Annotated in this window: 11 protein-coding genes; 8 read left to right on the top strand and 3 right to left on the bottom strand. The window is 72.6% G+C overall.

The features are described from left to right. Window positions 1-17: 17 nt before the first annotated feature. From ACFC2L_RS08175 to ACFC2L_RS08165, 3 genes are all read left to right on the top strand, one after another. Complete coding sequence (locus ACFC2L_RS08175) at window positions 18-548, top strand: MarR family winged helix-turn-helix transcriptional regulator (RefSeq protein ID WP_375823763.1); 531 nt, start codon at window positions 18-20, stop codon at window positions 546-548. A gap of 63 nt (window positions 549-611) precedes the next feature. Continuing rightward, window positions 612-1,253 carry a dephospho-CoA kinase gene (gene coaE, locus ACFC2L_RS08170; protein ID WP_375823762.1) on the top strand — a complete coding sequence of 214 codons (642 nt, stop codon included), beginning with the start codon at window positions 612-614 and terminating at the stop codon, window positions 1,251-1,253. Continuing rightward, window positions 1,250-1,867, top strand: coding sequence for a pyroglutamyl-peptidase I (locus tag ACFC2L_RS08165; RefSeq protein WP_375823761.1), 618 nt, complete (start codon window positions 1,250-1,252; stop codon window positions 1,865-1,867). The genes coaE and ACFC2L_RS08165 overlap by 4 nt, the downstream gene beginning before the upstream one ends. A gap of 69 nt (window positions 1,868-1,936) precedes the next feature. On the opposite strand, the gene ACFC2L_RS08160 is transcribed toward ACFC2L_RS08165, so the two are convergent. Further along, a complete protein-coding gene (locus ACFC2L_RS08160) occupies window positions 1,937-3,295 on the bottom strand; it encodes a choice-of-anchor A family protein (protein WP_375823760.1) in 1,359 nt (452 codons plus the stop codon). Window positions 3,296-3,542: 247 nt separating this feature from the next. Between ACFC2L_RS08160 and uvrB the strand changes: the two genes are divergently transcribed. The 4 genes from uvrB (at window position 3,543) to ACFC2L_RS08140 (ending at window position 9,192) form a co-directional block, all read left to right on the top strand. Further along, window positions 3,543-5,651 (top strand): excinuclease ABC subunit UvrB, encoded by a 2,109-nt coding sequence (uvrB, locus tag ACFC2L_RS08155; protein ID WP_375823759.1) that lies wholly within the window; start codon window positions 3,543-3,545, stop codon window positions 5,649-5,651. Between the two features lie 283 nt (window positions 5,652-5,934). Further along, window positions 5,935-6,939, top strand: a complete 1,005-nt coding sequence (locus ACFC2L_RS08150) for a TerC family protein (protein ID WP_375823758.1) — start codon at window positions 5,935-5,937, stop codon at window positions 6,937-6,939. After that, window positions 6,939-8,069 carry a TerC family protein gene (locus ACFC2L_RS08145; protein WP_375823757.1) on the top strand — a complete coding sequence of 377 codons (1,131 nt, stop codon included), beginning with the start codon at window positions 6,939-6,941 and terminating at the stop codon, window positions 8,067-8,069. The genes ACFC2L_RS08150 and ACFC2L_RS08145 overlap by 1 nt, the downstream gene beginning before the upstream one ends. 1 nt (window position 8,070) lies before the next feature. Further along, window positions 8,071-9,192 carry a protein kinase family protein gene (locus tag ACFC2L_RS08140; protein WP_375823756.1) on the top strand — a complete coding sequence of 374 codons (1,122 nt, stop codon included), beginning with the start codon at window positions 8,071-8,073 and terminating at the stop codon, window positions 9,190-9,192. Window positions 9,193-9,250: 58 nt separating this feature from the next. Here the strand turns inward: ACFC2L_RS08140 and ACFC2L_RS08135 are convergent, their stop codons facing one another. Both ACFC2L_RS08135 and ACFC2L_RS08130 read right to left on the bottom strand, forming a co-directional pair. Beyond that, the gene (locus ACFC2L_RS08135; RefSeq protein WP_375823755.1) at window positions 9,251-9,550 is read right to left on the bottom strand and encodes a YciI family protein; all 300 of its coding nucleotides are present in this window, start codon (window positions 9,548-9,550) and stop codon (window positions 9,251-9,253) included. Between the two features lie 91 nt (window positions 9,551-9,641). Continuing rightward, window positions 9,642-10,349, bottom strand: a complete 708-nt coding sequence (locus ACFC2L_RS08130) for an MBL fold metallo-hydrolase (protein WP_375823754.1) — start codon at window positions 10,347-10,349, stop codon at window positions 9,642-9,644. 121 nt (window positions 10,350-10,470) lie between these two features. On the opposite strand from ACFC2L_RS08130, the gene uvrA reads away from it, so the two are divergent. After that, window positions 10,471-13,455, top strand: coding sequence for an excinuclease ABC subunit UvrA (gene uvrA / locus ACFC2L_RS08125; protein ID WP_375823753.1), 2,985 nt, complete (start codon window positions 10,471-10,473; stop codon window positions 13,453-13,455). Window positions 13,456-13,491: the final 36 nt, after the last annotated feature.

Raw genomic sequence — 13,491 nt, 5'->3', positions numbered from 1 at the left:
CCGGTACGCTCGGCCTCGTGACGAGCGATGCGAGCGCGCGCCCCGCGCGGGGCGCGGAGGGCGGCCTGACCTCCACGGACGAGGCGGGCGAGTTCCTCTCGCTCCTGCACGCGGCGCTCCGGAGCGTGCGGCGCGAGGCGAGCGAGCGTGCCGAGCCGGCAGGGACGACCCCCGGCCAGTACCGGATGCTGCGCTTCCTCGCCCGCTGCGACGAGCCCTGCCGGCTCGGCGCGGTCGCGTCGGCGCTGGACGTCGCGCCCCGCTCGGTGACGTCCAAGGTCGACGACGCCGAGCGGGCCGGGCTCGTCCGGCGCACCCCAGACCCGCACGACCGGAGGGCGACGCTCGTCGCGCTCACCCCGCGGGGGCGGGAGGTCGTCGCGCAGGTAGGAGCGGAGCGCTCGTCGAGCGCCGGCACGCTCCTCGCGCGCCTCGACCCCGCGGAGCGCGCCGAGCTCCTGCGGCTCCTGCGCGCCGTCGCGGGGGAGCGGCCGGACGGTGCGCACGCCGGCGACCGGCCGAGAGGTGGCACGGGCGCGCACGACTGAGCCGCGGCGCGAAGGTCGACCGTCCCGGCGCGAGGTCGCCCACCGGCTGGCAGGATGGGGCGCATGTTTCGCATCGGCCTGACCGGAGGAATCGCGGCGGGGAAGTCCGTCGCGCTCGCACGCTTCGCCGAGCTCGGCGCCGTCGTCGTGGACTACGACGCGCTCTCCCGGGACGCGGTCGCGCCGGGGACGGTCGGCCTCGACCAGGTCGTCGAGGCGTTCGGGCCGGGCGTCCTCGACGGTGGCGGCGCGCTCGACCGGACCGCGCTCGGCCGGGTCGTGTTCGGCGACGCCGCAGCGCGCGAGCGCCTCAACGCGATCGTCCACCCGGAGGTGCGCCGGCTCGCGGCCGAGCGCGAGGCCGCCGCCGGCGCGGCCGACCCCCGGGCCGTCGTCGTGCACGACATCCCGCTGCTCGTCGAGACGGGCGACCCCGCGCGGTTCCACTGCGTCGTGGTCGTGCACACGCCCGCGGACGTCCGGGTGGGCCGGATGGTCGAGGGTCGCGGGCTGAGCGAGGACGAGGCCCGCGCCCGCCTCGCCGCCCAGGCCGACGACGCGTCGCGCCTCGCCGCGGCGGACGTGACCCTCGACGGTTCCGGCTCGCCCGAGGCGCTGCGGGAGCAGGTCGACGAGCTCTGGGCACGGGTGCGTGCCGAGGTCGACGCCGAGGTCCAGGCCGAGATCGAGGAGCACGAGGCGTGACCGTCCTCGTCAGCGGGTTCGAGCCGTTCGACGGCGCCGTCGCGAACCCGTCGTGGGAGACCGCCTCGCGGCTCGCTGAGCGCGGGGAGGAGCTCGTGGGCGATCGGGTGGTCGCCGTCCGGCTCCCCGTGACCTTCGCGGGGGCGTGGCCGGTGCTCGACGCCGCGATCCGCGAGCACGACCCCGACGTGGTCGTGGCGCTCGGCCTCGCGAGCAGTGCGCCGGGCGTCCGCCTCGAACGGGTTGCCGTGAACGTGCGCGACGCACGGATCGCCGACAACGCAGGCGCGCAGCCCGTCGACGTCCCCGTCGTCACCGGTGCGCCCGTCGGGTACTGGTCGACGCTCCCGCTCAAGGCGTCTCTCGCGGCGATCCGCACGGCGGGTGTCCCTGCAGGGGTGTCGAGCACCGCCGGGACCTACGTGTGCAACGACGTCTTCTACGCGCTCATGCACCACTGGGGCGCCGGGCCGGGGCGGCGTGCCGGGTTCGTCCACGTCCCCGACGCCGACGTGGTCCCGGTCGAGGACCAGGTCGCCGCGGTGGCCGCGGTCGTGCGGCACGCGCTCCTCGGCACCCCCGAGCCGGCCCTCGCGGCCGGCGCGGAGAGCTGAGCCGGAGCCGGGACGCCGAGGGCCCGGCAGGTCTCGCCTGCCGGGCCCTCGGTGCTCGTGGTCGAGGCGTCAGCTCGTCGCGCGTCGACGTGCCACGACGAGGATCGTCGCGCCCCCGGCGAGCAGCAGCGCGGCCACCACGCCCAGCACGACGACCGACGTGCCCGTCGTGGCGAGGCCGCTCTCGGGCGTGTCGTCGCCCTCGGCGGACGCAGGGGTCGCGTCAGGGCTGGCCGCCGGGGTCTCGGCGGCCGGGGTCGCCTCCACCGTGGGCTCGCCCGGCTCCTCCGTGGACGGGGTCTCCTCGGTCGTCGGCGGCGTGGTCACGCCCTCGCCCGGGTTCGGGCCCTCCGGCGACGGCTCGGGCTTGGGCTCCTCGACGAACGGCGTCGACTCGCACGGGCCGGCGAACGGGTAGTTGTGGTGCTCGATCCCGGCGCCACCGGTGTAGGAGACGGCGCCGTTCGACAGGATGCGCCCGTTGGTCGAGGTCGCGACGGTGAGGGTCGCGTCCGTGCGCGGGACGACGACGGTCCCGGGGAACTGGTCGTTCGTGCCGAGCGTCACCCGGGTCGCGTCCGGGAAGCTCCACAGGAAGTGCGCCGACAGGTGCTGCGCGGCCTGGTAGACGCGCACGCCGCCGTACTCGACGTGCTCCAGCCGCGACACGTCCACGGAGGCGCCGGTGACGGTGAGGAGCACCGGACCGGTCCCGGTGACGTACAGCGTGGTCAGGGTGGAGGCCTGGTCGGCCGTGAGCGTGTACCGCGCCCCGGCCTCGACCGTCAGCACCCCGGCCTCGGGCGCGGCGGCGACGGCGCCGTCGGCGGCGTCGGCCGCGAGGCCCGTGACGAGCCCGGGGAGCGCGACGTAGGGACGCAGCGCGGCGTCGCGGCCGACGCCCTGCGTGACCGTGCCCGGACGGCCGGGCGCGTTGCGGCTCTCGGTGCTCGGGGTCGCGCCGGTGATCTTCCCGCCGACGACGACGTTGCCCCCGCTCGAGGCGTGGAAGCCGACCTGGGTGTTCGTCGCGGTCGCGAGGTCGCCGCCGACGACGAGCATGTCGGTCCCGCCGGCCGGGGTGATCGCCGAGCCGCCGCCCCCTGCGGTCCCGACGTTGAGGCTCCCGGCCCCGGAGAGGTCGGCGTCCCCGCCCACGACGACGCGACCCTCGAGCTCGGTCGCGGTCGTGACGGTGAGCCCGCCGCCCGCCCAGATGCCGACGCCCGCGTCCTCCACGGCGGTGAGCTCGTAGACGTCGACCGGTCGCGTGGACGGATCCGCGGTGCAGACGTCGTCGGCGGTGACCTCCGGCGTGGTGGCCAGCGGCGCGGCGGTCGCCGGCGCGGCGAGGCCGACGGTCGTCAGGGCGAGGGCGGTGAGTGCGAGCAGGGGGATTCCGCGGGGGCGCGCGGGGTGAAGGCGCATGGTGTCGGCTCCAGGTCGAGGGTTCGCTAGCGGCGCTGACTTACTGCGGACGGACTCCGTCGCCCGTGATCCGTGGTGTCGTGCTGCTCCACGGGCGTCGGGGAGCGCGGCAGGGTCGAGGCGACCCTAGAGGTTGCGAATGACACCTTCCAAATTACGTCGGGGTGATTTCCCGGAACGACTCCTCCAGGGGGCGCCGACCGCGCACGGAGGGGTCCGTGTGGGTGGGTCGACGTACCGTGGAGGCATGCGTCCCGTGACCGATCTCCAGCGTGCGACCACCCCGTTCGAGGTCATCTCCGAGTACCAGCCGTCGGGCGACCAGCCCACGGCGATCGCGGACCTCTCCCAGCGCATCCGTGCGGGGGAGAAGGACGTCGTGCTCCTCGGTGCTACCGGCACCGGCAAGTCGGCCACGACGGCGTGGCTCATCGAGGAGCTGCAGCGCCCGACGCTCGTCATGGCCCCCAACAAGACGCTTGCCGCGCAGCTCGCCACGGAGTTCCGCGAGCTGCTGCCGAACAACGCGGTCGAGTACTTCGTCTCCTACTACGACTACTACCAGCCCGAGGCGTACATCGCGCAGACGGACACCTACATCGAGAAGGACTCGTCCATCAACGACGAGGTGGAGCGGCTGCGGCACTCCGCGACCAGCTCGCTGCTCACCCGGCGGGACGTCGTCGTGGTCGCCTCCGTGTCGTGCATCTACGGTCTCGGCACGCCGCAGGAGTACGTCGACCGCATGGTCCGGCTCGACGTCGGCATGCAGGTCGAGCGCGACGACCTGCTGCGGCAGTTCGTGACCATGCAGTACACGCGCAACGACATGGCGTTCACGCGCGGCACGTTCCGCGTGCGCGGGGACACGGTCGAGATCATCCCGGTGTACGAGGAGCTCGCGGTCCGCATCGAGTTCTTCGGCGACGAGATCGAGAGCATCCAGACCCTGCACCCGCTCACGGGCGACGTGATCCGGTCCGAGCCGAGCATCCACGTGTTCCCGGCGACGCACTACGTCGCGGGGCCGGAGCGCATGGAGCGCGCGATTTCCTCGATCGAGGCCGAGCTCGCCGATCGGCTCGACGAGCTCGAGCGGCAGAACAAGCTGCTCGAGGCACAGCGGCTGCGCATGCGCACCACGTACGACATCGAGATGATGCGCCAGATCGGCACCGCGTCCGGGATCGAGAACTACTCGCGGCACATCGACGGCCGCGAGGCGGGGTCGGCGCCGAACACGCTGCTCGACTACTTCCCAGAGGACTTCCTCCTGGTCATCGACGAGTCGCACGTGACCGTGCCGCAGATCGGCGCGATGTTCGAGGGCGACATGTCGCGCAAGCGCAGCCTCGTCGACCACGGGTTCCGCCTGCCGAGCGCGATGGACAACCGGCCCCTGCGCTGGGAGGAGTTCGTCGAGCGGATCGGCCAGACCGTGTACCTGTCGGCGACCCCCGGCGACTACGAGCTCTCGATGGCGGACGGCGTCGTCGAGCAGATCATCCGCCCGACGGGCCTCGTCGACCCCGAGGTGCTCGTCAAGCCCACCACGGGGCAGATCGACGACCTGCTGCACGAGATCCGCGAGCGCGTCGAGCGGAACGAGCGGGTCCTCGTCACGACGCTCACCAAGAAGATGGCGGAGGACCTCACCGACTACCTGCTCGAGAAGGACGTGCGGGTGCGGTACCTGCACTCCGAGGTCGACACGCTGCGGCGCGTCGAGCTGCTGCGCGAGCTGCGCCTCGGCGAGTACGACGTCCTCGTCGGGATCAACCTCCTGCGCGAGGGCCTCGACCTGCCCGAGGTGTCGCTCGTCGCGATCCTCGACGCCGACAAGGAGGGTTTCCTGCGGTCGCCCAAGTCGCTCATCCAGACGATCGGTCGCGCGGCCCGCAACGTCTCGGGCCAGGTGCACATGTACGCGGACAAGATCACGCCGGCGATGGCCGCGGCGATCGAGGAGACCGAGCGTCGTCGCGAGCGGCAGATCGCGTACAACACGGAGCACGGGGTCGACCCGACCCCGCTGCGCAAGCGGATCTCCGACGTGACGGACATGCTCGCGCGCGAGGACGTCGACACGGCCGAGCTGCTGGCGGGCGGGTACCGGCAGCCGGGCAAGGGCGCGAAGGGCAAGGCGCCGGTGCCGGGCGGGCCCAAGGAGGGTGCGTCGTCGGGCAACCGGCTCGCCGGCGCGGCGGCGAGCGACCTCGCCGAGCTCATCCAGGAGCTGAGCGACCAGATGCACGCGGCCGCGGGCGAGCTGCAGTTCGAGCTCGCCGCCCGGCTGCGCGACGAGATCTCGGGGCTCAAGAAGGAGCTGCGGCAGATGCAGGCCGCGACCGCCTGAGCGGCGTCCGTCCCGGCCCCCCGACGCACCGCTCACGCGCGCCCGAGGAACAGTCCGCGGTGGCGTGGTGTTGTCACGTCAGGAGGAGCGATGGCCTATGCTGGCTCCTCGTTGAAGGGGAGTATTCCTCCGCGGTGATGTCGTCATCACGGCCGGCGCAGTCGTCGGCCCGGTGTCACCGGTCCCGCAACCACCAGCCCGCGTCTCGTGCGGGTGCGGGTGGCGGTGCGTGGCGGAAGAGACCTTCGGTACACAGTGCTCCCCACGTACCGGAGGAATCTTCATGGATGTGCCCGTCTGGGTCTGGCTCGTCACCGTCGGCGTGATCCTCGCGATGCTCGCCGTCGACTACGTCGGGCACGTGCGCACGCCCCACGCCCCGAGCCTGCGCGAGGCCACCTGGTGGTCCGCGGGCTACGTCGCCGTCGCGGTGGCCTTCGGCGGCATCGTCTGGGCCGTCTGGGGCTCGACGTACGGCGGGGAGTACTTCGCCGGCTACATCACCGAGAAGAGCCTGTCGGTCGACAACCTCTTCGTGTTCGTCCTCATCATGACGAGCTTCCGCGTCCCGCGGCTCTACCAGCAGAAGGTGCTGCTCATCGGCATCACGATCGCGCTGGTCCTGCGGACGATCTTCATCTTCCTCGGCGCGGCCCTCATCGAGAACTTCAGCTGGGTCTTCTACGTCTTCGGCGCGTTCCTGCTCTACACCGCGTGGACGCAGGTCAAGGCGGGCTCGGGCCACGACGAGGAGTTCCACGAGAACGGCGCGCTGAAGCTGACCCGCCGCCTGTTCCCGACGACGGAGACGTACGTCGAGGACAAGATGACGACGAAGATCGACGGGAAGCGCTACATCACCCCGATGCTCATCGTGATGATCGCGATCGGCAGCGCGGACCTGCTCTTCGCGGTCGACTCGATCCCCGCGATCTTCGGCCTCACGCAGGAGACCTTCCTCGTGTTCGCCGCCAACGCGTTCTCCCTGCTCGGCCTGCGCCAGCTCTACTTCCTCATCGACGGCCTCCTCGACCGCCTCGTCTACCTCGCGTACGGCCTCGCGGCGATCCTCGGCTTCATCGGCGTCAAGCTGCTCATCCACGCGCTGCACAAGAACGAGGTGCCGTTCATCAACGGCGGTGAGCATGTCACCGCCGTCCCGGAGATCTCGACGGCGCTGTCGCTCGGGTTCATCGTCGTCGTGCTCACGATCACCACGGTCGCGAGCCTCGCCAAGGACCGCGCCGACCGTCGGCGCTCCGTCGAGAGCTCGGAGGGCTCACGCTGATGGTTCACGAGCTTCCCGTCTGGTTCGAGTGGGCGTCGCTGTCGGCGCTCGCGGTGCTGCTCCTCGTCGACCTGTTCGTCGTGGGGCGCCGCCCGCACGTCCCCTCGATGCGCGAGAGCGCGCTGTGGGTCGGCTTCTACGTCGCGCTCGCCCTCGTGTTCGGGGCGATCGTCGGCGCGGTGGGCGGGGCGGCACCGGCCGGGGAGTTCTACGCGGGGTGGCTCACGGAGTACAGCCTTTCCGTGGACAACCTCTTCGTGTTCGTCATCATCATGGCGAGGTTCGCGGTCCCGCGGGACCAGCAGCAGCGCGTGCTGATGGTCGGCATCATCGTCGCGCTCGTCCTGCGCGGGGCGTTCATCCTCGCGGGCGCGGCGATCATCGCCCAGTTCGTGTGGGTGTTCTACCTGTTCGGCGCCTTCCTCATCTACACGGCCGTCAAGCTCGTGGCCGGCGGGGACGAGCCCGAGGAGTACCACGAGAACCGCGCGGTGCGGGCGCTCCGGCGGGTCCTGCCGCTGGGCACGCAGTACGACGGCGGCCGGCTGCGCACGGTCGAGGACGGCAAGCGGGTCTTCACGCCGCTCGTCATCGTGTTCCTCGCGATCGGCAGCACCGACCTGCTCTTCGCGTTCGACTCGATCCCTGCGATCTTCGGGCTCACCCAGGACCCGTTCATCGTCTTCACGACGAACGTCTTCGCGCTCATGGGGCTGCGCCAGCTCTACTTCCTCCTGGGCGGCCTGCTCGAGCGGCTGGTCTACCTGCCGATCGGTCTCGCGGTGATCCTCGGGTTCATCGGCGTGAAGCTGATCCTCGAGGCGCTGCACGAGAACACGCTGCCGTTCATCAACGGCGGCGAGCACCTCGACGCCGTCCCGACGGTCCCGATCTGGCTGTCGCTCGTGGTGATCATCGGTGCGCTCGCCGTCACTACCGTCGCGAGCCTGCTGCGCACGCGGGCGTTGCATACCCAGGACGGCTCGTCCGCCGCGGCCCCCGAGCGCGGCGTCGCCGGTCCCGTCGAGGACGCGGCCGAGTCGCCGGCCGACGCGTCGACGGAGGAGGTCGCGCCGGCCGCCGAGACGCCGCCGTGGGGCACCGGTCCGCAGGACGGCGTCGGGCGGTAGCGTGCCCGGCGAGCCGCGGGACGCGACGGTGCCCGGACGGTCCGGCGCGTCCCGCGCCTCCCGCCTGGCCGCGCACGCAGCGGTCGCCACCGCGCTGTCGCTGCGCAGCGACAGCGAGCTGCGCGAGCTCGTGGACGCCGCCCCGCGGGTCGGTGCCGGCATCGGCGGGGAGACGGCGCTGCTCGACGTCGACGGCACGCCCGTGTTCGTCAAGCGCGTGCGTCTGACCGACCTCGAGCGGCAGCCGGACGACGTCCGTTCCACGGCGAACCTGTTCGACCTCCCGACCTTCTGCCACTACGGCGTCGGCGTGATCGGCTCCGCGGGCTTCGGCGCCTGGCGCGAGCTGGCCGCGCACGTCATGACGACGGGCTGGGTGATCGCGGGGGACCACGAGGGCTTTCCCCTGATGCACCACTGGCGGGTGCTCCCCGACGCGCGCCGGCCGCTGCCCGACGAGCTGGCCGACGTCGAGCGCGCCGTCGCCTACTGGGGCGGCGGCACGGCGGTGCGTCGCCGGATCGAGGCCCTCCAGGAGTCCTCGGCGAGCATCGTGCTGTTCCTGGAGTACGTCCCGCAGACGCTGCACGACTGGCTCGGCGTCCAGGTCGAGGCGGGTGGCGAGGCCGCCGAGCGGGCCTGCGCGTTCGTGGAGGAGGAGCTGAGCACGGGGATCTCCTTCATGAGGTCGCGGGGCCTGCTGCACCTCGACACGCACTTCGAGAACGTCCTGACCGACGGCGAGCGGCTCTACCTCGCCGACTTCGGTCTCGCGATCTCGTCCCGCTTCGACCTCTCGCCCGACGAGGTCGACTTCGTCGCCGCGCACCAGGACTACGACGACTGCTACAGCGTCACGCACCTGGTGAGCTGGTTGGCCGTCGCGCTGTTCGGGTGCGGGCCCGAGGAGCGCGCGGCACTCGTGCGCTCCTGGGCCGACGGTGCCCCGGTGACAGGGGCGCCGCCGGCGGTCGCGGCAGCGCTGGCCCGGTACGCTCCGGTCGCGGCGGTCGTCGGGGACTTCTACCGCGCGTTCCAGCGGGAGAGCCGGTCGACGCCCTACCCGTGGGAGGCGATCCGCCGGCTCCGCACCCGCCCGCCCGTACCCGGCCCCGCCGGGTGAGACGCCGGGGAGGGCGGAGCGTCCTCGGGCGCGCGCGCCGGGCCCGGGGCGGTGCCCGTCAGACGCGGTCGGCCCAGTCGCCGATGATGGGGGCCCACGGGCGCACCGTGCGCTCGGCGACGAGCCCCGCACGCCCGAACGGGTCCTCGTCGAGGACCGCGGCGACGGCGTCGGGCGTCTCCCCGTCCAGGACCAGCAGGGCCCCGGCCGGCGCGCCCTCGTGCGCGGGCAGCGGGCCGGACGCCAGGAGCGTGCCCCGGGCATGGAGCGTGCCCAGGAACGCGCGGTGCTCCGGGCGCAGGGCGTCGAGCTCGGGGGCGCGGTCGGCGTAGACGTAGGTGACGGCGTGGATCGGCATGGCGCCAGTGAACCAGGCCGACCCCACGACGCGCGGTCGGGTCCGCGCCTCGGTCGTCGTCGCGGCGTCCGGGCCGCGCGGCCGGGTTCCGCTACCAGCCGCGCTCGCGCCACGCGTCGAGGTGCGGTCGCTCGGCGCCGAGGGTCGTGTCCGCGCCGTGGCCGGGGTAGACCCATGTCGCGTCGTCGTACCGGTCGAAGACGCGCTCCGTGACGTCCGCGAGGAGCCGCTCGAAGCGCTCCGGGTCGCGCCCGGTGCTCCCGACGCCGCCCGGGAACAGCGAGTCGCCCGTGAACAGGTGAACCCGGCCCGCCACGGCCTCCGGCTCGTGCACCTCGGTGGGCTCGCGGTACGCGAGCGCGACCGACCCCGGGGTATGGCCCCGCAGCGCGACGACGTCGAGCACGACGTCCCCGGCACGGACGACGTCCCCGTGGCGGAGGCGCCGCACGACGTGCACGCCGGCGGCCGCCGCGACGGCGTCGGCGTCGGGAGCCCCGACGGCCGTCGCGGCCCCCGTGACCGCGACGATCGACGCGAGGGCGCGCAGGTGGTCCAGATGGCGGTGCGTCGTGACGACGACGTCGAGGCGCGCGGTCGGCGACCCCTCGCGGACGAGCGCGAGGACGTCGTCGGGCGCGTCCGCCGCGTCGATGAGGACCTGGGCGCCCGTGCGTCGGCACGTGAGGAGGTAGACGTCGTTGGCGAGCGGCCCGACGGCGAGCTTGCGGACCTCGACCTCGTCGAGGCGGCGCACGTCGCCGCGCCCGCCCACGACGACCTGTCCGGTGTACGTCATGCGGTCAGTCTGCCTCGCCCGGCGACCGCGGGTGGGGCCGCGGTGAGCGTTCGCCGCAGGACGCGCGAAGGTGACGTCGAACACCTGTGCGAATGTGGGTGGTCGGTCGTACGATGCTGCGGTGAGCAATCGCCTCGTCATCTCCGGTGCCCGCGAGCACAACCTCCGCAACGTCGACCTCGACCTCCCGCGGGACAAGCTCATCGTCTTCACGGGACTCTCCGGCTCGGGCAAGTCGTCGCTCGCGTTCGACACCATCTTCGCGGAGGGGCAGCGCCGCTACGTCGAGTCGCTGTCCGCGTACGCGCGCCAGTTCCTCGGGCAGATGGACAAGCCCGACGTCGACTTCATCGAGGGCCTGTCGCCCGCGGTGTCGATCGACCAGAAGTCCACGAACCGCAACCCGCGCTCGACCGTCGGCACCATCACCGAGGTCTACGACTACCTCCGCCTGCTCTTCTCGCGCGCCGGGACGCAGCACTGCCCCGTGTGCGGCGAGCGCGTGACCGCGCAGACCCCGCAGCAGATCGTCGACCGCCTCCTGGAGCTGCCGGAGGGCACGCGGTACCAGGTGCTCGCGCCGGTCGTGCGCGGGCGCAAGGGCGAGTACTCCGAGCTCTTCAAGGAGCTGCAGACCAAGGGCTTCGCCCGCGCCCGCGTCGACGGCGAGGTGCGCACGCTCACCGACGTCCCGGCGCTCGAGAAGAAGCTCAAGCACGACATCGAGGTCGTCGTCGACCGCCTCGTGGCACGCGAGGGCGTGCAGCGCCGGCTCACCGACTCGGTCGAGACCGCGCTCGGGCTGGCGGGCGGACTCGTCGTCATCGAGCTCGTGGACGCCGACGTGGACGACCCGGCGCGCGAGCGCCGCTTCTCCGAGAAGCGCGCGTGCCCCAACGACCACGAGCTCGCGCTGGACGAGATCGAGCCGCGCACGTTCTCCTTCAACGCGCCCTACGGCGCGTGCCCCGAGTGCACCGGCATCGGCTTCCGCCTCGAGGTCGACCCCGACCTCGTGGTGCCGGACGTCGAGAAGTCGCTGGGCGAGGGCGCGGTCGCGCCGTGGGCGCAGATCTCCTCGGAGTACTTCGAGCGGGTGCTCACGGCGCTCGCGGACGACCTCGGGTTCTCCATGGACACGCCGTGGCGGGCGCTGCCCGAGCGTGCGAAGAAGGCGGTCCTGCACGGGCAGAACCACCAGGTGCACGTGCGGTACAAGAACCGCTGGGGCCGCGAGCGGCAGTACTCGACCGGGTTCGAGGGCGTCATCACGTTCCTCGAGCGCCGGCACACGGAGACCGAGTCGGACTGGTCCAAGGAGAAGTACGAGGCCTTCATGCGCGAGGTCCCGTGCCCCGTGTGCCAGGGCGCGCGCCTCAAGCCCGAGGTCCTCGCGGTCAAGGTCGGGGGCAGGTCGATCTGGGACGTGTGCCGTCTCCCGCTGCGCGAGGCCGCGGCGTTCCTCGGGACGCTCGAGCTGGGCGCGCGCGAGCGCGCGATCGCGACGGAGGTCCTCAAGGAGATCGACGCGCGCCTCGGGTTCCTGCTCGACGTCGGTCTCGACTACCTCTCGCTCGAGCGCCCGGCGGCGACGCTGTCCGGCGGCGAGGCGCAGCGCATCCGGCTCGCGACGCAGATCGGCTCCGGCCTCGTGGGCGTCCTCTACGTCCTCGACGAGCCGAGCATCGGCCTGCACCAGCGCGACAACCGTCGCCTCATCGAGACGCTCACGCGCCTGCGCGACCTCGGGAACACGCTCATCGTCGTCGAGCACGACGAGGACACCATCCGGACCGCGGACTGGGTCGTCGACATCGGCCCGGGTGCGGGCGAGCACGGCGGGCGCGTCGTCCACTCCGGCGACTACGCCGGTCTGCTGGAGGCGCCCGAGTCGGTCACGGGCGCCTACCTCGCGGGCCGTCGCAGCATCCCGCTCCCGGCCGAGCGCCGCCCGACCGACCCGGGCCGTCAGGTCAAGGTCGTCGGCGCGCGCGAGCACAACCTCACGGGCATCGACGTGAGCTTCCCGCTCGGCACGCTCACCGCCGTGACCGGGGTGTCGGGGTCCGGCAAGTCGACCCTGGTGAACTCCATCCTCTACACGGTCCTCGCCAACGAGCTCAACGGCGCTCGCCAGGTCGCGGGGCGGCACACGCGCGTCACGGGCCTGGACCACCTCGACAAGGTCGTGCACGTCGACCAGGGGCCGATTGGGCGCACGCCGCGGTCGAACCCGGCGACGTACACCGGCGTGTGGGACCACGTGCGCAAGCTCTTCGCGGAGACCACCGAGGCCAAGGTGCGCGGGTACACGCCGGGCCGCTTCTCGTTCAACGTCAAGGGCGGCCGCTGCGAGGCGTGCTCGGGCGACGGCACCCTGAAGATCGAGATGAACTTCCTCCCGGACGTCTACGTGCCGTGCGAGGTGTGCCACGGCGCGCGATACAACCGCGAGACGCTCGAGGTGCACTTCAAGGGCAAGACCGTGGCCGACGTCCTCGACATGCCGATCGAGGAGGCGTCGGAGTTCTTCGCGGCCGTCCCGGCGATCTCGCGGCACCTCAAGACGCTCGTCGAGGTCGGCCTCGGGTACGTCCGCCTCGGGCAGCCTGCCCCGACGCTGTCGGGTGGCGAGGCGCAGCGCGTGAAGCTCGCGAGCGAGCTGCAGAAGCGCTCGACCGGGCGCACGATCTACGTGCTCGACGAGCCGACGACGGGCCTGCACTTCGAGGACATCCGCAAGCTGCTCGGCGTGCTGCAGTCGCTCGTCGACAAGGGCAACAGCGTCCTCGTGATCGAGCACAACCTCGACGTCATCAAGAGCGCCGACTGGGTCGTCGACATGGGACCCGAGGGCGGTTCGGGGGGCGGCAAGGTCGTGGCGCAGGGCACGCCCGAGCAGGTCGCACGCGTCGAGGCGAGCCACACCGGCCGCTTCCTCGCGGAGATCCTCGACCAGCACGACCCCGTGCCGGTCGGTGCGCCGACGAAGCCCGGCGCGGCGCAGGCGCCCGCGGCGAAGGGAGCCAAGGGCCGCTCGGCCAAGGCTCGCCGGGCGACCGACGAGGGCACGACCCGCCCCCGCCGCAAGGCCTCCGCGGCCTAGCCGGTGCCCGACGCGGGTGCGCCGGTACGCCGTCCG

This window comes from Cellulosimicrobium sp. NPDC055967 (assembly GCF_042269845.1).
Taxonomy (GTDB): domain Bacteria; phylum Actinomycetota; class Actinomycetes; order Actinomycetales; family Cellulomonadaceae; genus Cellulosimicrobium.
The sequence above is the reverse complement of the archived record's forward strand: the minus strand, read 5'-3'. Positions and strand labels throughout refer to the sequence as shown.

Bases quoted from the DNA above. Each gene is read 5' to 3' on its own strand.
- coaE (WP_375823762.1), top strand. From the start codon at position 612: ATGTTTCGCATCGGCCTGACCGGAGGAATCGCGGCGGGGAAGTCCGTC.
- ACFC2L_RS08160 (WP_375823760.1), bottom strand. From the start codon at position 3,295: ATGCGCCTTCACCCCGCGCGCCCCCGCGGAATCCCCCTGCTCGCACTC.
- uvrB (WP_375823759.1), top strand. From the start codon at position 3,543: ATGCGTCCCGTGACCGATCTCCAGCGTGCGACCACCCCGTTCGAGGTC.
- ACFC2L_RS08150 (WP_375823758.1), top strand. From the start codon at position 5,935: ATGGATGTGCCCGTCTGGGTCTGGCTCGTCACCGTCGGCGTGATCCTC.
- ACFC2L_RS08145 (WP_375823757.1), top strand. From the start codon at position 6,939: ATGGTTCACGAGCTTCCCGTCTGGTTCGAGTGGGCGTCGCTGTCGGCG.
- ACFC2L_RS08135 (WP_375823755.1), bottom strand. From the start codon at position 9,550: ATGCCGATCCACGCCGTCACCTACGTCTACGCCGACCGCGCCCCCGAG.
- ACFC2L_RS08130 (WP_375823754.1), bottom strand. From the start codon at position 10,349: ATGACGTACACCGGACAGGTCGTCGTGGGCGGGCGCGGCGACGTGCGC.